The 19,186-nt window shown below is 69.2% G+C and carries 16 protein-coding genes; 1 reads left to right on the top strand and 15 read right to left on the bottom strand.

Going from position 1 to position 19,186, the window contains the following annotated elements; translation table 11 throughout:
• Positions 1-39 precede the first annotated feature (39 nt).
• Positions 40-2,118 (bottom strand): DNA helicase RecQ, encoded by a 2,079-nt coding sequence (gene recQ, locus AOQ53_RS38705; protein WP_059424665.1) that lies wholly within the window; start codon positions 2,116-2,118, stop codon positions 40-42.
• Between the two features lie 210 nt (positions 2,119-2,328).
• Between recQ and AOQ53_RS38700 the strand changes: the two genes are divergently transcribed.
• Positions 2,329-2,931: a Uma2 family endonuclease gene (locus tag AOQ53_RS38700; protein ID WP_059424663.1), complete on the top strand. Its 603-nt coding sequence runs from the start codon at positions 2,329-2,331 to the stop codon at positions 2,929-2,931.
• 73 nt (positions 2,932-3,004) lie between these two features.
• Here AOQ53_RS38700 and nuoN read toward each other — a convergent pair whose 3' ends face one another.
• The 14 genes from nuoN to AOQ53_RS38630 are packed head-to-tail and all read right to left on the bottom strand — an operon-like array spanning position 3,005 to position 19,061.
• Positions 3,005-4,654, bottom strand: coding sequence for an NADH-quinone oxidoreductase subunit NuoN (gene nuoN, locus AOQ53_RS38695; RefSeq protein ID WP_059424661.1), 1,650 nt, complete (start codon positions 4,652-4,654; stop codon positions 3,005-3,007).
• Positions 4,651-6,222: an NADH-quinone oxidoreductase subunit M gene (locus AOQ53_RS38690; protein ID WP_059424659.1), complete on the bottom strand. Its 1,572-nt coding sequence runs from the start codon at positions 6,220-6,222 to the stop codon at positions 4,651-4,653. The genes nuoN and AOQ53_RS38690 overlap by 4 nt, the downstream gene beginning before the upstream one ends.
• A 5-nt stretch (positions 6,223-6,227) precedes the next feature.
• Positions 6,228-8,192 carry an NADH-quinone oxidoreductase subunit L gene (gene nuoL, locus AOQ53_RS38685; protein ID WP_059424657.1) on the bottom strand — a complete coding sequence of 655 codons (1,965 nt, stop codon included), beginning with the start codon at positions 8,190-8,192 and terminating at the stop codon, positions 6,228-6,230.
• A 15-nt stretch (positions 8,193-8,207) separates the two neighbouring features.
• Positions 8,208-8,507 (bottom strand): NADH-quinone oxidoreductase subunit NuoK, encoded by a 300-nt coding sequence (nuoK, locus tag AOQ53_RS38680; protein WP_003992252.1) that lies wholly within the window; start codon positions 8,505-8,507, stop codon positions 8,208-8,210.
• On the bottom strand, positions 8,504-9,346 hold the full coding sequence (locus AOQ53_RS38675) for an NADH-quinone oxidoreductase subunit J (RefSeq protein WP_059424655.1): 843 nt from the start codon (positions 9,344-9,346) through the stop codon (positions 8,504-8,506). Before AOQ53_RS38675 ends, nuoK begins: the two co-directional genes overlap by 4 nt.
• The gene (gene nuoI, locus AOQ53_RS38670) at positions 9,343-9,984 is read right to left on the bottom strand and encodes an NADH-quinone oxidoreductase subunit NuoI (RefSeq protein ID WP_010041534.1); all 642 of its coding nucleotides are present in this window, start codon (positions 9,982-9,984) and stop codon (positions 9,343-9,345) included. Before nuoI ends, AOQ53_RS38675 begins: the two co-directional genes overlap by 4 nt.
• Positions 9,977-11,353 carry an NADH-quinone oxidoreductase subunit NuoH gene (nuoH, locus tag AOQ53_RS38665; RefSeq protein WP_059424654.1) on the bottom strand — a complete coding sequence of 459 codons (1,377 nt, stop codon included), beginning with the start codon at positions 11,351-11,353 and terminating at the stop codon, positions 9,977-9,979. Before nuoH ends, nuoI begins: the two co-directional genes overlap by 8 nt.
• Positions 11,350-13,854, bottom strand: a complete 2,505-nt coding sequence (locus AOQ53_RS38660; protein ID WP_059424652.1) for an NADH-quinone oxidoreductase subunit G — start codon at positions 13,852-13,854, stop codon at positions 11,350-11,352. Before AOQ53_RS38660 ends, nuoH begins: the two co-directional genes overlap by 4 nt.
• Entirely contained in the window at positions 13,851-15,197 is a 1,347-nt protein-coding gene (nuoF, locus tag AOQ53_RS38655) for an NADH-quinone oxidoreductase subunit NuoF (protein ID WP_059424650.1), read from the bottom strand. Before nuoF ends, AOQ53_RS38660 begins: the two co-directional genes overlap by 4 nt.
• The gene (gene nuoE / locus AOQ53_RS38650; protein WP_059424648.1) at positions 15,197-16,057 is read right to left on the bottom strand and encodes an NADH-quinone oxidoreductase subunit NuoE; all 861 of its coding nucleotides are present in this window, start codon (positions 16,055-16,057) and stop codon (positions 15,197-15,199) included. The genes nuoF and nuoE overlap by 1 nt, the downstream gene beginning before the upstream one ends.
• Positions 16,054-17,400 (bottom strand): NADH-quinone oxidoreductase subunit D, encoded by a 1,347-nt coding sequence (locus tag AOQ53_RS38645; protein ID WP_059424646.1) that lies wholly within the window; start codon positions 17,398-17,400, stop codon positions 16,054-16,056. The genes nuoE and AOQ53_RS38645 overlap by 4 nt, the downstream gene beginning before the upstream one ends.
• Positions 17,397-18,137, bottom strand: coding sequence for an NADH-quinone oxidoreductase subunit C (locus tag AOQ53_RS38640; RefSeq protein WP_059424644.1), 741 nt, complete (start codon positions 18,135-18,137; stop codon positions 17,397-17,399). Before AOQ53_RS38640 ends, AOQ53_RS38645 begins: the two co-directional genes overlap by 4 nt.
• Complete coding sequence (locus AOQ53_RS38635) at positions 18,134-18,688, bottom strand: NuoB/complex I 20 kDa subunit family protein (protein WP_018528252.1); 555 nt, start codon at positions 18,686-18,688, stop codon at positions 18,134-18,136. Before AOQ53_RS38635 ends, AOQ53_RS38640 begins: the two co-directional genes overlap by 4 nt.
• A gap of 13 nt (positions 18,689-18,701) precedes the next feature.
• Positions 18,702-19,061, bottom strand: a complete 360-nt coding sequence (locus AOQ53_RS38630) for an NADH-quinone oxidoreductase subunit A (RefSeq protein ID WP_003974383.1) — start codon at positions 19,059-19,061, stop codon at positions 18,702-18,704.
• Positions 19,062-19,186: the final 125 nt, after the last annotated feature.

Genomic DNA, 19,186 nt, shown 5'->3' with positions numbered 1-19,186 from the left:
CCGCCCTGGGGCTGCCCCTGACCCAGCCGAAGTCCGGCCCTATATCCAGTCGGGCTCCGGCTCCCCGGCCAGCTCCGGCCACTCGTCCGGCTCGCCCGCGTCCTGGCCGGGCGCCTCAGCCACGGTCGAGGCCGCCACCGCTGCCGAACCGGCCGCCGGAGCAGCACCCTGCGGACCGCCCAGCGACGCGAGCACCTCCAGCACGCCCTCCCCGTATGTCGTGAGCTTCTTCTCCCCCACACCGCTGATCCCACCGAGCTCGGCCACCGAGCTCGGCCACACCGTGGCGATCTCCCGCAGCGTGGCGTCGTGGAAGATGACGTAGGCCGGGACGCCCTGCTCGCGAGCCTGCTCGGCCCGCCAGGCGCGCAGTGCCTCGAAGGCCGGCAGCAGTTCCTCGGGCAGCTCGGCGGCAGCCGTCTTGCTCTTGCGCTCACCCCGCCCGGAGCCCGAGGACCCCGACGTTCCCGACCGGGAGGTCACCGGCTTCTTCGGCTCCTTCCGCAGCGGTACCTCCCGCTCCCGCCGCAGCACCTCCGCGCTGGCCTCGGTCAACACCAGCGTGCCGTACTCGCCCTCCACCGCGAGCAGCCCCTGGGCCAGCAACTGCCGGATCACACCGCGCCATTCACCCTCGGTCAGCTCGTCGCCGATACCGAACACCGACAGCTGGTCGTGGTCGAACTGGATCACCTTGCCGGTCCGCTTGCCCAGCAGGATGTCGACGATCTGCACCGCGCCGAACTTCTGCCCGCGCTCCCGCTGGAGCCGCACCACCGTCGAGAGCACCTTCTGCGCCGCGACCGTGCCGTCCCAGGTCTCCGGTGGGGCCAGGCAGGTGTCGCAGTTGCCGCAGGCAGGCTGGTCCGGGTCCTGGCCGAAGTAGGCGAGGAGCTGGCCCCGGCGGCACTGGGCCGTCTCGCACAGCGCCAGCATCGAGTCCAGGTGGGCCTGGGCCCGCCGCCGGAACGCCTCGTCACCCTCGCCCGACTGGATCAGCTTGCGCTGCTGTATGACGTCGTTCAGCCCGTACGCCATCCAGGCCGTCGACGGCAGCCCGTCACGCCCCGCCCGGCCCGTCTCCTGGTAGTAGCCCTCGACCGACTTGGGCAGGTCGAGGTGGGCGACGAAGCGTACGTCCGGCTTGTCGATGCCCATTCCGAAGGCGATGGTCGCCACCACGACCAGGCCGTCCTCCCGAAGGAAGCGGGACTGGTGGGCCGCACGCGTGCCCGAGTCCAGGCCCGCGTGGTACGGCACCGCCTCGATGCCGTTGCGGCTGAGGAACTCGGCGGTCTTCTCGACCGAGTTGCGCGACAGGCAGTAGACGATGCCCGCGTCGCCCGCGTGCTCCTCGCGCAGGAAGCTCAGCAGCTGCTTCTTCGGGTCGGCCTTCGGCACAATCCGGTACTGGATGTTGGGCCGGTCGAAGCTCGCCACGAAGTGCCGGGCTGACGGCATGCCCAGCCGCTCGGTGATCTCCTGGTGCGTCGCGTGCGTGGCCGTCGCTGTGAGCGCGATCCGCGGTACGTCCGGCCAGCGCTCGCCGAGCAGCGACAGCGACAGGTAGTCCGGCCGGAAGTCGTGGCCCCACTGGGAGACGCAGTGCGCCTCGTCGATCGCGAAGACGGAGATCTTCCCGCGTGAGAGCAGATCGAGCGTGTTCTCCAGCCGCAGCCGCTCCGGCGCCAGGTAGAGCAGGTCCAGCTCCCCGGCGAGGAACTCCGCCTCCACCACCCGCCGCTCGTCGAAGTCCTGCGTGGAGTTCATGAACCCGGCCCGCACGCCCAGCGCCCGCAGCGCGTTCACCTGGTCCTGCATCAGGGCGATGAGCGGGGAGACGACCACACCCGTACCGGGCCTGACCAGGGCCGGGACCTGGTAGCAGAGGGACTTGCCGGCGCCGGTCGGCATGAGCACCACCGCGTCGCCGCCCGCGACCACGTGCTCGATGACCGCTTCCTGCTCGCCGCGGAAGGCCTCGTATCCGAAGACCCGGTGCAGCGTGGCCAGCGCCTCGCTCGCGCCGGCGCACAGGGGCCCGGCGGGGTCGCTGCCCGCACCGATCCCGGTCCCGGTCACCGCGTCCAGTTCCGTCATCACACCCGTCCCGCCCATAGCGCCCATCGTTCCGTCCCCCGTGCGTCGCGCCTCGACCACTGCGTCCACCATAGGCGCCCGCACCGACAGCCCCGGAGTTATCCACAGGCCGCCTCGTACGCCTGCGTAAGGGGACACGGCAGTCGTTCACACGTTCGTGGGAGACCCCGCCCGTTTCCGCCCGATAGTCTGAAAGACCCGGCGAGACTCCGTCCCATGGGAGCACTGATGAGCGTCGCACCGAAGGCGTCCACGCCGACCTGGCCGACCCCGCCGGAAGGCGGCTGGACCGCCGACGACCTGGACCGCCTCCCGAATCTGCCTCCGCACACGGAACTGATCGACGGGAGCCTGGTCTTCGTGAGTCCGCAGACCATCTTTCACGAGCGCGCCATTGACTTCTTCAAGTGGCAGCTCCAGTCTCTGGCACCAGCGGAATTCGAGGTCTTTCGTGAGTTCACCATTGACATCGACCGCCAGAACAGGCCAGAGCCGGACGTGGTCGTGGTGCGCGGGAACGTGGTGAAGGAGCCGGACCAGACCCGGTTCCCGGCAGAGGCCGTTCTTCTGGCCATCGAGGTCGTATCGGACGACTCCGTGTCCCGTGACCGCGAGACCAAGCCTCTCAAGTACGCGCGAGCCAAGATCCCCCACTACTGGCGCGTCGAGAGCGAGAAGGGTCGCGCCGCGGTCCACGCCTTCGAGCTGGAACCGACCACGGGCGCCTACACCAGCGTGGGCATCTTCCGCGAACGGATGAAGATCGACGCCCCCTTCCCGCTGGACCTGGACCTGACCAAGATCAAAACGCGGCACGAGCAGAGCGAGTAACCCGGCCCCACGAGGGACAGCGGCCCGGCACCCCCTGAGGGAACCGGGCCGCTGTCTCGAAGCAAGCGCAGCGTCAGCGCACGAACACTCCTGCCTGCCCCGCCAGGTCCAGGAAGTACTGCGGCGCCACACCGAGCACCAGCGTGACCGCCACGCCGACCCCGATCGCCGTGATCGTCAGCGGTGACGGCACGGCCACCGTCGGGCCCTCCGGCCGCGGCTCGCTGAAGAACATCAGCACGATGACGCGGATGTAGAAGAACGCCGCGATCGCCGACGAGATCACACCGATCACGACGAGCGGGGCGGCCCCGCCCTCCGCCGCCGCCTTGAACACGGCGAACTTCCCGGCGAAGCCGGAGGTCAGCGGAATGCCCGCGAAGGCCAGCAGGAACACCGCGAACACGGCCGCCACCAGCGGCGAACGCCGGCCGAGCCCCGCCCACTTGGACAGGTGCGTCGCCTCACCGCCCGCGTCGCGCACGAGCGTGACCACCGCGAAGGCGCCGATCGTCACGAACGAGTACGCGGCCAGGTAGAACAGCACCGACGAGACACCGTCGGGCGTGGTCGCGATGACACCCGCGAGGATGAACCCGGCGTGCGCGATCGACGAGTACGCCAGCAGCCGCTTGATGTCGGTCTGCGTGATCGCGACGATCGCACCGCCCAGCATGGTGACGATGGCCACGGCCCACATCACCGGCTGCCAGTCCCAGCGCAGGCCCGGCAGGACCACGTACAGCACCCGCAGCAGCGCGCCGAAGGCCGCCACCTTGGTCGCCGCCGCCATGAAGCCGGTCACCGGCGTCGGCGCGCCCTGGTACACGTCTGGCGTCCACATGTGGAACGGCACGGCACCCACCTTGAACAGCAGGCCCATCACCAGCAGCGCGGCTCCGACCAGCAGTAGCGCGTCGTTGCCCATGGTGTCGGCGAGCGCCGGATTGACGTCCTGCACGGTGCCGTCGACGACCTGCGCGATCGTCGCGTACGACATGGAGCCCGCGTAGCCGTACAGCAGCGCGATGCCGAAGAGGGTGAAGGCGGAGGCGAACGCGCCGAGCAGGAAGTACTTGACCGCCGCCTCCTGCGACATCAGCCGCTTGCGGCGGGCCAGCGCGCACAGCAGGTACAGCGGGAGCGAGAAGACCTCCAGCGCCACGAAGAGCGTCAGCAGGTCGTTGGCCGCCGGGAAGATCAGCATGCCTGCGACGGCGAACAGCAGCAGCGGGAACACCTCGGTGGTGGTGAACCCGGCCTTGACCGCCGCCTTCTCGCTCTCGCTGCCCGGCACGGACGCGGCCTGCGCGGCGAAGGAGTCGACCCGGTTGCCGTGCACCACCGGGTCGAGCCGCCGCTCGGCGAAGGTGAACAGGCCGACCAGGGCCGTCAGGAGGATCGTGCCCTGGAGGAAGAGAGCCGGGCCGTCGACGGCGATCGCGCCCATCGCCGCGATGCGCGCCTTGGTCGTGCCGTATCCGTCCGCCGCGAGCGCGACGACCGCGGCGAAGGCGGCCGCGAGCGCGACGACGGACACGAACATCTGGACGTAGTAACGGGATTTGCGCGGTACGAATGCCTCGACCAGGATCCCGACGATCGCCGCTCCGACGACGATCAGGGTGGGCGCCAGCTGTCCGTACTCGACCTTCGGCGCGTCGATCTTGGTGATCGGTTCGGCCGCGGTTGTCCACAGGCTGTGGACGGCTGTTGCGCTCACTTGGCCGCCTCCACCTCGGGCTGGGGGTCCTTCTTCTGTACGTCGGACATGGTCTGTTTGACCGCCGGGTTGACGATGTCCGTGACGGGCTTCGGGTAGACGCCCAGGAAGATCAGCAGTACGACCAGCGGGGCGACGACCACGAGTTCACGCGCCCTGAGGTCCGGCATCGCCGCGACTTCCGGTTTCACCGGGCCCGTCATCGTCCGCTGGTAGAGGACGAGGGTGTAGAGCGCGGCGAGCACGATGCCGAAGGTGGCGATGATGCCGATCACCGGATAGCGGGCGAACGTGCCGACCAGGACCAGGAACTCACTCACGAACGGCGCCAGGCCCGGCAGGGAGAGGGTCGCGAGGCCGCCGATCAGGAACGTGCCGGCCAGCACCGGGGCGACCTTCTGCACCCCTCCGTAGTCGGCGATGAGCCGCGAGCCGCGCCGGGAGATCAGGAAGCCCGCCACCAGCATCAGCGCGGCGGTCGAGATGCCGTGGTTGACCATGTAGAGCGTCGCCCCGGACTGGCCCTGGCTGGTCATCGCGAAGATGCCCATGATGATGAAGCCGAAGTGGGAGATCGACGCGTAGGCGATCAGCCGCTTGATGTCCCGCTGGCCGACCGCGAGCAGCGCCCCGTAGATGATGCTGATCAGGGCCAGGACGAGGATGGCGGGCGTCGCCCACTTGCTCGCCTCCGGGAACAACTGGAGGCAGAAGCGGAGCATCGCGAAGGTGCCCACCTTGTCGACGACCGCCGTGATGAGAACGGCGACCGGGGCGGTGGACTCCTGCATCGCGTTGGGCAGCCAGGTGTGCAGCGGCCACAGCGGCGCCTTCACCGCGAAGGCGAAGAAGAAACCGAGGAACAGCCAGCGTTCGGTGCTGGTCGCCATGTCGAGCGAGCCGTTGGCGCGGGCCTCGGCGATCTCCGTGAGCGAGAAGTTACCGGCGACCACGTACAGGCCGATCACCGCGGCCAGCATGATCAGACCGCCGGCCAGGTTGTAGAGGAGGAACTTCACCGCCGCGTACGACCGTTGCGTCGCCGCCGTCTTCTCGCCGTGCTCGTGGGCACGGTCCCCGAAGCCGCCGATGAGGAAGTACATCGGGATCAGCATGGCTTCGAAGAAGATGTAGAAGAGGAAGACGTCGGTGGCCTCGAAGGAGAGGATCACCATCGCCTCGACGGCCAGGATCAGGGCGAAGAAGCCCTGCGTCGGCCGCCACCGGGTGCTGCCGGTCTCCAGCGGGTCGGCGTCGTGCCAGCCCGCGAGGATGATGAACGGGATCAGCAGCGCGGTCAGCGCGATCAGCGCCACCGCGATGCCGTCCACGCCCAGTTCGTAGCGGACGCCGAAGTCCGCGATCCAGGCGTGGGACTCGGTGAGCTGGTAGCGCTCGCCGTCCGGGTCGAAGCGCACCAGGACGGTGATCGCCAGGACGAGTGTGGCGAGCGAGACGAGCAGCGCCAGCCACTTGGCGGCGGTGCGCTGCGCGGCCGGTACGGCGGCCGTGGCGATCGCCCCGACGGCCGGGAGCGCCGCTGTCACTGTCAGCAGAGGAAAGGACATCGGTATCAGACCGCCCTCATCAGCAGGGTCGCGGCGACGATGACCGCCGCGCCGCCGAACATCGAGACCGCGTAGGAGCGGGCGAAGCCGTTCTGCAGCCTGCGCATCCGCCCGGAGAGGCCGCCGACCGAGGCCGCCGTGCCGTTGACGACGCCGTCGACCAGGGTGTGGTCGACGTAGACCAGGGACCGCGTGAGGTGCTCACCGCCGCGCACCAGGACGACGTGGTTGAAGTCGTCCTGGAGCAGGTCGCGCCGGGCGGCCCGGGTGAGCAGCGAGCCGCGCGGGGCGACGGCCGGCACCGGGCGGCGGCCGTACTGCGCCCAGGCGGCGGCGACACCGAGGACCATCACGGCGACCGTGGCCAGCGTGACCGTGAGGGCGCTGATCGGCGGGTGGCCGTGGTCGTGTCCGGTGATGGGCTCCAGCCAGTGCATGAAGCGGTCGCCGATGCTGAAGAACGCACCGCCGCCCACCGACCCGACGGCCAGCACGATCATCGGGATCGTCATGACCTTGGGCGACTCGTGCGGGTGCGGCGGGGTGTACTCGCCGCGCGTCTCGGCGGCGGGCTCCACGTCCGGCTGGGCCGGGGACGGCGTCGGGGCGTTGCGCCAGCGCTCCTCGCCGAAGAACGTCATCAGCATCACGCGTGTCATGTAGTACGCGGTGATGGCCGCGCCGAGCAGGGCGCAGCCGCCGAGGATCCAGCCCTCGGTGCCGCCCTTGGCGAACGCCGCCTCGATGATCTTGTCCTTGGAGAAGAAGCCGGACAGGCCCGGGAAGCCGATGATGGCCAGGTAGCCGAGGCCGAAGGTGACGAAGGTGACCGGCATGTACTTGCGCAGTCCGCCGTAGCGGCGCATGTCGACCTCGTCGTTCATGCCGTGCATGACCGAACCGGCGCCGAGGAACAGTCCGGCCTTGAAGAAGCCGTGCGTCACCAGGTGCATGATCGCGAAGACGTAGCCGATGGGGCCGAGGCCGGCGGCGAGGATCATGTAGCCGATCTGCGACATGGTCGAGCCGGCCAGTGCCTTCTTGATGTCGTCCTTCGCGCAACCGACGATCGCACCGAAGAGGAGCGTGACCGCTCCGACGATGGTGACGACCAGCTGCGCGTCCGGGGCGCCGTTGAAGACGGCTCCGGAGCGGACGATCAGGTAGACGCCCGCCGTCACCATGGTCGCGGCGTGGATGAGGGCCGAGACCGGGGTCGGGCCCTCCATCGCGTCCCCGAGCCAGGACTGGAGCGGCACCTGGGCGGACTTGCCGCAGGCGGCGAGCAGCAGCATCAGCGCGATCGCGGTGAGCTTGTCCTCACCGGCGGCACCGGCGAGCCCGGCCTCCTCGTGACTGCCGAGCACCGGCCCGAAGGCGAAGGTGCCGAACCACAGGAACATCAGCATGATCGCGATGGACAGGCCCATGTCGCCGACGCGGTTGACCAGGAAGGCCTTCTTCGCGGCCGTGGCGGCGCTGGGCTTGTGCTGCCAGAAGCCGATCAGCAGGTAGGAGGCGAGACCGACGCCCTCCCAGCCGACGTACAGCAGCAGGTAGTTGTCGGCGAGGACGAGCAGCAGCATCGCCGCGAGGAACAGGTTCAGGTAGCCGAAGAAGCGGCGCCGCCGCTCGTCGTGCTCCATGTACCCGACGGAGTAGAGGTGGATCAGCGATCCGACGCCCGTGATCAGCAGCACGAACGTCATGGACAACTGGTCGAGCTGGAAGGCGATGTCCGCCTGGAAGCCTTCCACCGGGATCCAGCTGAACAGGTGCTGGGCCATGACCCGGTGTTCGGCGTCCTGGCCCAGCATGTCGGTGAACAGCACCAGGCCGAGCACGAAGGAGGCGGCCGCGAGCAGTGTGCCGATCCAGTGGCCCACGGCGTCCAGCCGTCGTCCGCCGCACAGCAGGACCGCCGCTCCGAGCAGAGGCGCCGCCACCAGCAGCGCAATGAGGTTCTCCACGATTCTTCCGACCCCTTACAGCTTCATCAGGCTGGCGTCGTCGACCGAGGCCGAGTGGCGGGCGCGGAACAGGGACACGATGATCGCGAGCCCGACCACGACCTCCGCGGCGGCGACGACCATCGTGAAGAAGGCGATGATCTGGCCGTCGAGGTTGCCGTGCATCCGGGAGAAGGCGACGAACGCGAGGTTGCAGGCGTTGAGCATGAGCTCGATGCACATGAACACGACGATCGCGTTGCGCCTGATCAGCACGCCGGTGGCACCGATCGTGAACAACAGGGCCGCGAGATAGAGATAGTTGACCGGGTTCACTTCGACGCCTCCTCGGGCCGCTTGAGGTTCGCCGGCCCGACCGCCCTGCGCTCCAGGCGCTCCTCGGACCGCTGTTCCAGGGCCTTGAGGTCGTTGAGCGCCTCCTGCGACACGTCCCGGATCTGGCCCCGCTCGCGCAGCGTCTTGCTGACGGTGAGGTCGGACGGCGTGCCGTCGGGCAGCAGGCCCGCGATGTCGACCGCGTTGTGGCGGGCGTACACACCGGGGGCCGGCAGGGGCGGCAGTTGCTTGCCTTCGCGGACCCGCTGCTCGGAGAGTTCGCGCTGCGTCTTGGCGCGTTCGGTGCGCTCGCGGTGGGTGAGCACCATGGCGCCGACGGCGGCCGTGATGAGCAGGGCGCCGGTGATCTCGAACGCGAAGACGTACCGGGTGAAGAGGAGGGTGGCGATGCCCTCCACGTTGCCGCCGGCGTTCGCCTGGCCGATGCCGTTGAACTCGCTGAGGGAGGCGTTGCCGATGCCGGCGATCAGCAGGACGCCGAAGCCGAGCCCGCACAGCAGGGCCAGCCAGCGCTGGCCCTTGATGGTCTCCTTCAGGGAGTCCGCCGCGGTGACGCCGACGAGCATCACCACGAACAGGAACAGCATCATGATCGCGCCGGTGTAGACGACGATCTGTACGACGCCCAGGAAGTAGGCGCCGTTGGCGAGGTAGAACACCGCCAGGATGATCATGGTCCCGGCGAGGCAGAGCGCGCTGTGCACGGCCCTCTTCATGAGGATGGTGCACAGGGCGCCGATCACCGCGATCGTGCCGAGGATCCAGAACTGGACGGCCTCTCCGGTGGAGGTGGAGTAGGCGGCGAGCTGGGCGGTCATCGGCCGATCACCTTCTCCGACGCCGGTTCCGTCCCGCCGAAGGTCGAGTCGGCCTCCTGCACGACCTCGCCCTTGGAGTGGGCGACCTGCCGTTCCGTACCGGGTGCGGCCTCGGTGACCAGGCCCCGGTAGTAGTCCTGTTCGTCCGTGCCCGGGTAGATGGCGTGGGGCGTGTCGACCATGCCCTCCTCCAGACCGGCGAGCAACTGCTCCTTGGTGTAGATGAGGTTGGCCCGGCTGGAGTCGGCCAGCTCGAACTCGTTCGTCATCGTCAGCGCGCGGGTGGGGCACGCCTCGATGCACAGGCCGCACAGGATGCAGCGGGCGTAGTTGATCTGGTAGACGCGGCCGTACCGCTCGCCCGGCGAGTAGCGCTCCTCGTCGGTGTTGTCCGCGCCCTCCACGTAGATGGCGTCGGCGGGGCAGGCCCACGCGCACAGTTCGCAGCCGACGCACTTCTCCAGGCCGTCGGGATGGCGGTTGAGCTGATGCCGTCCGTGGAAGCGCGGAGCCGTGGTCTTCTGCTGCTCCGGGTACTGCTCGGTCAGCCGCTTCTTGAACATGGCCTTGAAGGTCACGCCGAAGCCGGCCACCGGGTTCTGGAAACCGGGCTTGGTGTCCTTCGGTTCCTCAGCCATCGGACGCCTCCTTTCCATCCGTAGTTCCGCCCAGAGATTCGTCACTCTGAGTATCGGGCCCACCACTGACAATCAGCTCCCGCTCACTGCGCGAGCGGCGTCGCGGGACCGGTGGGAGCTCCTGTCCCGGCAGGGGCGGTACGGGGAATCCGCCCGCCATCGGGTCGAAGGCGGCCGGGGTCTCGGCCGGCGGCTCGGCCTGCTTCGCCTTCTCGCGGAACATGTCGACGACGAAGGAGAGCACCAGCAGGGCCAGCACGCCGCCGCCGACGTAGAGGGCGACGTCGGCGAAGTCGTAGCCCTCGTTCCTGAAGGCACGCACGGTGGCGACGAGCATCAGCCAGACCAGCGAGACAGGGATGAGGACCTTCCAGCCGAGCTTCATCAGCTGGTCGTAGCGCACGCGTGGGAGCGTGCCGCGGATCCAGATGAACATGAACAGCAGCAACTGGACCTTGACCGTGAACCAGAGCATCGGCCACCAGCCGTGGTTCGCGCCCTCCCAGAAGGTGCTGATCGGCCAGGGGGCCCGCCAGCCGCCGAGGAACAGCGTCGTGGCGACGGCCGAGACGGTCACCATGTTGACGTACTCGGCGAGCATGAACATCGCGAACTTGATCGACGAGTACTCGGTGTTGAAGCCGCCGACCAGGTCGCCCTCGGACTCCGGCATGTCGAAGGGGGCGCGGTTGGTCTCGCCGACCATCGTCACGATGTAGAGGACGAAGGAGAGCGGCAGCAGCAGGATGTACCAGCGGTCGGTCTGCTGCTCCACGATCGCCGACGTCGACATCGATCCCGAGTAGAGGAACACGGAGGCGAACGCGGCGCCCATGGCGATCTCGTACGAGATCATCTGCGCGCAGGAGCGGAGGCCGCCCAGCAGCGGGTAGGTGGATCCGGAACTCCAGCCCGCCAGCACGATGCCGTAGATGCCGACCGAGGCGACCGCGAGGATGTAGAGCATCGCGATCGGCAGGTCGGTGAGCTGCATCGTGGTGCGGTGGCCGAAGATCGAGATCTCGTTGCCGGCCGGGCCGAAGGGGATCACCGCGATCGCCATGAAGGCCGGGATGGCCGCCACGATCGGCGCGAGGACGTACACCGCCTTGTCCGCGCGCTTGACGATGACGTCTTCCTTGAGCATCAGCTTGATGCCGTCGGCGAGCGACTGGAGCATGCCCCAGGGGCCATGCCGGTTGGGGCCGATGCGCAGCTGCATCCAGGCGACGACCTTGCGCTCCATGACGATGGAGACCAGCACGGTCACCATCAGGAAGGCGAAGCAGAACACCGCCTTGATGACGACCAGCCACCAGGGGTCGTGGCCGAACATCGAGAGGTCTTCAGCGGCGAGGTACGGGCTCATGCCTCCACCTCCTTGGGGGCCTCGCCGGCGAGGGTCGCCGGACCGATGCGGACGAGGGAGCCGGGCCGCGCCCCGGTGTCGGAGGCGACGCCGCCACCGGTGGAGTTCAGCGGGAGCCACACCACCCGGTCGGGCATCTCACTGATCTGGAGCGGGAGTTCGACGACTCCCTGGGGGCCGGTCACCGCGAGGAGGTCGCCCTCCTTGACGCCCGCCTCGGCGGCCGTCGCGGGCGACACGCGCGCGCGTGCGGCGTGCCGGGTGCCGGCGAGTGCCTCGTCGCCCTGCTGGAGGACGCCCTGGTCGAGCAACAGCCGGTGTCCGGCGAGCACCGCCTCACCGGCGGCCGGACGGGGCAGGACGCCCGCCGTCTCCAACGGTTCGATGGCCCGCGGGCCGTCCCAGGCGCCGAGCCGGTCGATCTCCGCCCGTACGGTGCGCAGATCGGGCAGTCCGAGGTGGACGTCCATGGCGTCGGCCACCATCTGCAGCACGCGCGCGTCGGTGGGCGCGAGACGGCGGGTCATGTGGTCGGGCTTGAGCGCGGCCTCGAAGAAGCGGACCCTGCCTTCCCAGTTGAGGAAGGTGCCGGCCTTCTCGGCGACCGCGGCGACAGGCAGGACCACGTCGGCCTTGCGGGTGATCTCGCTGGGCCGCAGTTCGAGCGAGACCAGGAAGCCGACCTCGTCGAGGGCCGCACGCGCGCGCGCCGGGTCGGGCAGGTCGGCGATCTCGACACCCGCCACCAGCAGCGCCTGGAGTTCGCCGGTCGCGGCGGCCTCCACGATCTGGCCGGTGTCGCGGCCGTAGCGGTGCGGGAGGCCGGCGACGCCCCAGACGCCGGCGACCTCGTCACGCGCGCGTGGGTCGGTGGCCGGACGCCCGCCCGGCAGCAGCGACGGCAGCGCGCCCGCCTCGATGGCGCCACGCTCCCCGGCCCGGCGCGGGATCCACGCCAGCCGCGCTCCGGTCGCGGAGGCGGCGCGTACGGCGGCGGTCAGACCGCCGGCCACCGCGGCCAGCCGCTCACCGACGACGATCACGGCCCCCTCGGCGCGCAGCGCCTCGGCGGCCAGAGCGCCGTCGTCCTCCAGTCCGACGTTGCTCGCGAGCGCGTCCAGCCACTCGGTCTCGGTGCCGGGGGCCGCCGGCAGCAACGTCCCACCGGCCTTCTCCAGACCGCGCGTGGCGTGCGTGGCCAGGGAGAACACCTTCTGTCCGTGCTTACGCCAGGCCTTGCGGAGCCGCAGGAAGACGCCGGGCGCCTCCTCCTCCGCCTCGAAACCGACCAGCAGGACGGCGGGTGCCTGCTCCAATGCGGTGTATGTGACGCCCGTACCGTCGAGGTCCCGGCCGCGCCCGGCGACCTGGGCGGCGAGGAAGTCGGCCTCCTCGCCGCTGTGCACGCGCGCGCGGAAGTCGATGTCGTTGGTGTCGAGCGCCACGCGCGCGAACTTGCTGTACGCGTAGGCGTCCTCGATGGTGAGCCGGCCGCCGGTCAGCACACCGGTGCGGCCCCGGGAGGCCAGCAGCCCCTGGGCCGCGATCTGGAGGGCCTCCGGCCAGGAGGCCGGTTCCAGCTCGCCCTCGGCGTTGCGCACGAGCGGCGTCTCCAGCCGGTCCCGCTGCTGCGCGTACCGGAACGCGAACCGCCCCTTGTCGCAGATCCACTCCTCGTTGACCTCGGGGTCGTTCGCCGCGAGCCGCCGCATGACCTTGCCGCGCCGGTGGTCGGTGCGCGTGGCGCAGCCGCCGGAGCAGTGCTCGCAGACCGACGGGGAGGAGACGAGGTCGAAGGGGCGGGAGCGGAATCGGTACGCCGCCGAGGTCAGCGCGCCGACGGGGCAGATCTGGATGGTGTTGCCGGAGAAGTACGACTCGAACGGGTCACCCTCGCCGGTGCCGACCTGCTGGAGCGCGCCCCGCTCGATCAGCTCGATCATCGGGTCGCCCGCCACCTGGTTGGAGAACCGGGTGCAGCGGGCGCACAGCACGCACCGCTCGCGGTCCAGCAGCACCTGCGTGGAGATCGGCACGGGCTTCTCGTAGGTCCGCTTGCGGCCCTCGAAGCGGGACTCGGCGTCGCCGTGCGACATGGCCTGGTTCTGCAGCGGGCACTCGCCGCCCTTGTCGCAGACCGGGCAGTCCAGCGGGTGGTTGATGAGCAGGAGCTCCATCACACCCTTCTGGGCCTTCTCGGCGACCGGCGAGGTGAGGTGGGTCTTGACCACCATCCCGTCGGTGCAGGTGATGGTGCAGGACGCCATGGGCTTGCGCTGGCCCTCGACCTCGACGATGCACTGGCGGCACGCGCCGGCCGGGTCGAGGAGGGGGTGGTCGCAGAACCGGGGGATCTCGATGCCGAGCTGTTCGGCGGCCCGGATGACCAGGGTGCCCTTGGGCACGCTGATCTCGATGCCGTCGATCGTCAGCGTGACGAGGTCCTCCGGCGGGACCGCCGCCTCTCCCCCGCCTGAGGGAGCGCTGGTGGTCACGGTCATGCGTTCACCTCCGTGCGGTCGGCCCAGGCCGTCGACTTGGCCGGGTCGAAGGGGCAGCCCCGGCCCGTGATGTGCTGCTCGTACTCCTCGCGGAAGTACTTGAGCGAGGAGAAGATCGGCGAGGCGGCGCCGTCGCCGAGGGCGCAGAAGGACTTGCCGTTGATGTTGTCGGCGATGTCGTTCAGCTTGTCGAGGTCGGACATCCGTCCCTTGCCGGCCTCGATGTCGCGCAGCAGCTGCACGAGCCAGTACGTCCCTTCGCGGCAGGGCGTGCACTTGCCGCAGGACTCGTGGGCGTAGAACTCGGTCCAGCGGGTGACGGCGCGGACGACGCAGGTCGTCTCGTCGAAGCACTGGAGAGCTTTTGTGCCGAGCATGGAACCCGCGGCGCCCACTCCTTCGTAGTCAAGAGGGACGTCGAGATGCTCGTCGGTGAACATCGGGGTCGAGGAGCCGCCCGGCGTCCAGAACTTGAGGCGGTGCCCGGGGCGCATGCCGCCGCTCATCTCGAGGAGCTGGCGGAGCGTGATCCCGAGCGGCGCCTCGTACTGGCCGGGGCTGGCGACATGGCCGGACAGGGAGTACAGCGTGAAGCCCGGGGACTTCTCACTCCCCATCGACCGGAACCATTCCTTGCCCCGATGCATGATCGCGGGAACCGACGCGATCGACTCGACGTTGTTCACCACAGTCGGGCACGCGTAGAGGCCCGCGACAGCGGGGAAGGGGGGACGAAGCCGCGGTTGACCCCGGCGGCCTTCGAGCGAGTCCAGCAGTGCGGTCTCCTCACCGCAGATGTACGCGCCCGCGCCCGCGTGCACGGTGATGTCGAGGTCGAGTCCGCTGCCCAGGATGTTCTCGCCGAGGAAGCCCGCCTCGTAGGCCTCGCGCACGGCCGAGTGCAACCGCCGCAGCACCGGGACCACTTCACCACGCAGATAGATGAAGGCATGCGACGACCTGATGGCGTAACACGCGATGATCATGCCCTCGATGAGGCTGTGCGGGTTCGCGAAGAGGAGCGGGATGTCCTTGCACGTCCCGGGCTCCGACTCGTCGGCGTTGACAACTAGATAGTGCGGCTTTCCATCTCCCTGAGGGATGAACTGCCACTTCATCCCCGTGGGGAATCCCGCGCCGCCGCGCCCGCGCAGACCGGAGTCCTTGACGTACGCGATCACGTCGTCCGGCGACATGGCGAGCGCCTTGCGAAGCCCTTCGTACCCGTCGTGCCTGCGGTACACGTCCAGCGTCCAGGACCTGTCCTCGTCCCAGAAGGCCGACAGCACCGGTGCGAGCAGCTTCTCGGGGCTCATGTCTTTCAGCTCGGGTGCCAAGGTCATCACTCCCCCTCCTCGGCGGCAGGCCCGGCCGGGTGGGCTGGGTCGGAGGCCGACGTGTCCTGCGGCGCGTCGTGCGAGCTCAAGTGCTCCGTCGGTGACGGCTCGTGCGGCTTGTCGCCCCGGGGCGCCTCGCCGCGCGGATGCACCACGCGGGCAGAAGCGGACTCGCCCTTGGCGAGCTTCAGGCCGACCAGGGAGGCGGGTCCCGCGCTTCCCCCGGACTCGACGGCTCCGTCCCGCTCGTCGGGGAAACCGGCCAGGACCCGGGCGGTCTCCTTGAAGGTGCACATCGGTGCCCCGCGCGTGGGGGCGACCGGCCGTCCCGCGCGCAGGTCGTCGACGAGGCGCTTGGCGCTCGCCGGGGTCTGGTTGTCGAAGAACTCCCAGTTGACCATCACGACCGGCGCGAAGTCGCAGGCCGCGTTGCACTCGATGTGCTCCAGGGTGACCTTGCCGTCGTCGGTGGTCTCGCCGTTGCCGACGCCCAGGTGCTCCTGGAGCTCCTCAAAGATCGCGTCCCCGCCCATGACGGCGCACAGGGTGTTGGTGCACACCCCCACCTGGTAGTCACCGCTCGGCCTGCGGCGGTACATGGTGTAGAAGGTGGCGACCGCGGTGACCTCGGCCGTGGTCAGGCCGAGCATGTCCGCGCAGAACCGCATTCCGGTGCGCGTGACGTGCCCCTCCTCCGACTGCACGAGGTGCAGCAGCGGCAGGAGGGCGGACCGGGAGTCCGGGTAACGGGCGATGACCTCGCGCGCGTCGGTCTCCAGACGGGCCCGGACGTCGTCCGGGTAGGCGGGTGCGGGCAGTTCGGGCATGCCCAGGCTGACGCCCCGCTCGGAAGATGAGGTGGTCACCGGTCGACGCCTCCCATCACGGGGTCGATGGACGCGACGGCGACGATGACGTCGGCGACCTGGCCGCCCTCGCACATCGCCGCCATGGCTTGCAGGTTGGTGAAGGACGGGTCGCGGAAGTGGACCCGGTAGGGGCGGGTGCCGCCGTCGGACACGACGTGCACCCCGAGTTCGCCCTTGGGCGACTCGACCGCCGCGTACGTCTGTCCCGGCGGGACGCGGAAGCCCTCGGTGACCAGCTTGAAGTGGTGGATCAGGGCCTCCATGGAGGTGCCCATGATCTTCTTGATGTGGTCGAGGGAGTTGCCGAGACCGTCGGGCCCCAGGGCGAGCTGGGCCGGCCAGGCGATCTTCTTGTCGGCCACCATGACCGGGCCGGGCTGGAGCCGGTCCAGGCACTGCTCGACGATCCTGAGCGACTGGCGCATCTCCTCCAGGCGGATGAGGAAGCGGCCGTAGGAGTCGCAGGTGTCGGCGGTCGGGATCTCGAAGTCGTAGGTCTCGTAGCCGCAGTACGGCTGGGCCTTGCGCAGGTCGTGCGGCAGGCCGGTGGAGCGCAGGATCGGTCCCGTCGCGCCGAGGGCCATGCAGCCGGCCAGGTCGAGGTAGCCGACGTCCTGCATGCGGGCCTTGAAGATGGGGTTCCCGGTGGCGAGCTTGTCGTACTCCGGGAGGTTCTTCTTCATCTTCTTCACGAACTCGCGGATCTGGTCCACCGCGCCGGGCGGCAGGTCCTGGGCGAGTCCGCCGGGGCGGATGTACGCGTGGTTCATCCGCAGGCCGGTGATCAGCTCGTAGATATCGAGAATGAGTTCACGATCACGGAATCCGTAGATCATGATCGTGGTGGCGCCGAGCTCCATGCCGCCGGTGGCGATGCACACCAGGTGCGACGACAGCCGGTTCAGCTCCATCAGGAGCACGCGGATGATCGAGGCGCGGTCCGGGATCTGGTCCTCGATGCCGAGGAGCTTCTCGACGCCGAGGCAGTACGCCGTCTCGTTGAAGAACGGCGTCAGGTAGTCCATGCGCGTCACGAACGTGGTGCCCTGCGTCCACGTCCGGTACTCGAGGTTCTTCTCGATGCCGGTGTGCAGGTAGCCGATGCCGCAGCGGGCCTCGGTGACGGTCTCGCCGTCGATCTCCAGGATCAGGCGGAGCACGCCGTGCGTGGACGGGTGCTGCGGGCCCATGTTGACGACGATGCGCTCGTCGTCGGCGCGGGCCGCGGACTGGACGACCTCGTCCCAGTCGCCACCGGTGACCGTGTAGACGGTGCCCTCGGTGGTCTCGCGCGCCGCGGCCGCCGCGGCGGCGGCGTCGGATGCGTGCGACGTGCTCATGAGTACGACCTCCGCTGGTCCGGAGCCGGGATCTGGGCGCCCTTGTACTCGACGGGGATGCCGCCGAGGGGGTAGTCCTTGCGCTGCGGAAAGCCCTGCCAGTCGTCCGGCATCATGATCCGCGTCAGGGCAGGGTGACCGTCGAAGACGATGCCGAAGAAGTCGTACGTCTCGCGCTCGTGCCAGTCGTTCGTCGGGTAGACGGAGAACAGCGACGGGATGTGCGGGTCGCTGTCGGGGCAGCTGACCTCCAGGCGGATCAGCCGGTTGTGGGTGATCGAGCGCAGGTGGTAGACGGCGTGCAGCTCGCGGCCCTTGTCGTTCGGGAAGTGGACACCGCTGACGCCGGTGCACAGCTCGAAGCGCAGGGCCGGGTCGTCGCGCAGGGTCCGGGCGACCCTCACCAGGTGCTCGCGTTCGATGTGGAAGGTCAGCTCGTCGCGGTCGACGACCGTCTTCTCGATGGCGTTCTCGGGGAGCAGTCCCTGCTCCTCCAGCGCGCCCTCCAGCTCGTCGGCGACCTCGTCGAACCAGCCGCCGTAGGGGCGGGTCGCCGGTCCCGGGAGCCGGACCGAGCGGACCAGGCCGCCGTAGCCGGAGGTGTCACCTCCGTTGTTGGCGCCGAACATGCCGCGCTGGACGCGGATCTCCTCGCCGCCCTGGCCGCGCTGGCCCGGGAGGTTCGACGCGCTGAGGTCCTTCTCGGGGTTGACCCCGTGGTCGTTCGCGTCGCTCACCGCAGCAGCCCCTTCATCTCGATCGTGGGCAGGGCCTTGAGCGCCGCCTCCTCCGCCTCGCGGGCCGCCTCCTCGGCGTTCACGCCGAGCTTGGAGCTCTGGATCTTCTGGTGGAGCTTGAGGATGGCGTCCATCAGCATCTCCGGCCGTGGCGGGCAGCCGGGGAGGTAGATGTCGACCGGCACGATGTGGTCGACGCCCTGGACGATGGCGTAGTTGTTGAACATGCCGCCCGAGGAGGCGCAGACCCCCATGGAGATCACCCACTTGGGGTTCGGCATCTGGTCGTAGACCTGCCGCAGCACCGGCGCCATCTTCTGGCTCACCCGGCCGGCGACGATCATCAGGTCCGCCTGGCGCGGCGAGCCCCGGAAGACCTCCATCCCGAAGCGCGCCAGGTCGTAGCGGCCGGCGCCGGTGGTCATCATCTCGATGGCGCAGCAGGCGAGGCCGAACGTGGCGGGGAAGACGGACGACTTGCGCACCCAGCCCGCGGCCTGCTCGACGGTGGTCAGCAGGAAGCCGCTCGGCAGCTTTTCTTCGAGTCCCATGACTTGTGGCCCCTCAGTCCCATTCCAGGCCGCCGCGCCGCCATACGTACGCGTACGCGACGAAGACGGTGAGCACGAAGAGCAGCATCTCCACGAGCCCGAAGATCCCCAGGGCGTCGAAGGTGACGGCCCAGGGGTAGAGGAAGACGATCTCGATATCGAAAATGATGAAGAGCATCGCCGTCAGGTAGTACTTGATGGGGAAGCGCCCGCCGCCGGCCGGCGTGGGGGTCGGCTCGATTCCGCACTCGTAGGCCTCGAGCTTGGCCCGGTTGTACCGCTTGGGCCCGATCAACGTGGCCATGACCACGGAGAAGATCGCAAAGCCTGCCCCGAGGGCTCCCAGTACGAGGATGGGCGCATAAGCGTTCACCGCTCCTCGCTCCTCTCAGTCGGCACTGACTGCTGGCGGTTTGCGTCGAGCTCACTTCCGCCCCACCCGGCCCACGAACCCCGCCTGTCCCGGCGAAGATCGGGAACATGTGAAGCAGGTCACAA

This window comes from Streptomyces azureus (genome assembly GCF_001270025.1).
Classification (GTDB): domain Bacteria; phylum Actinomycetota; class Actinomycetes; order Streptomycetales; family Streptomycetaceae; genus Streptomyces; species Streptomyces azureus.
Note: the sequence above shows the minus strand (reverse complement) of the source record. Positions and strands in the feature narration are given on the sequence as shown.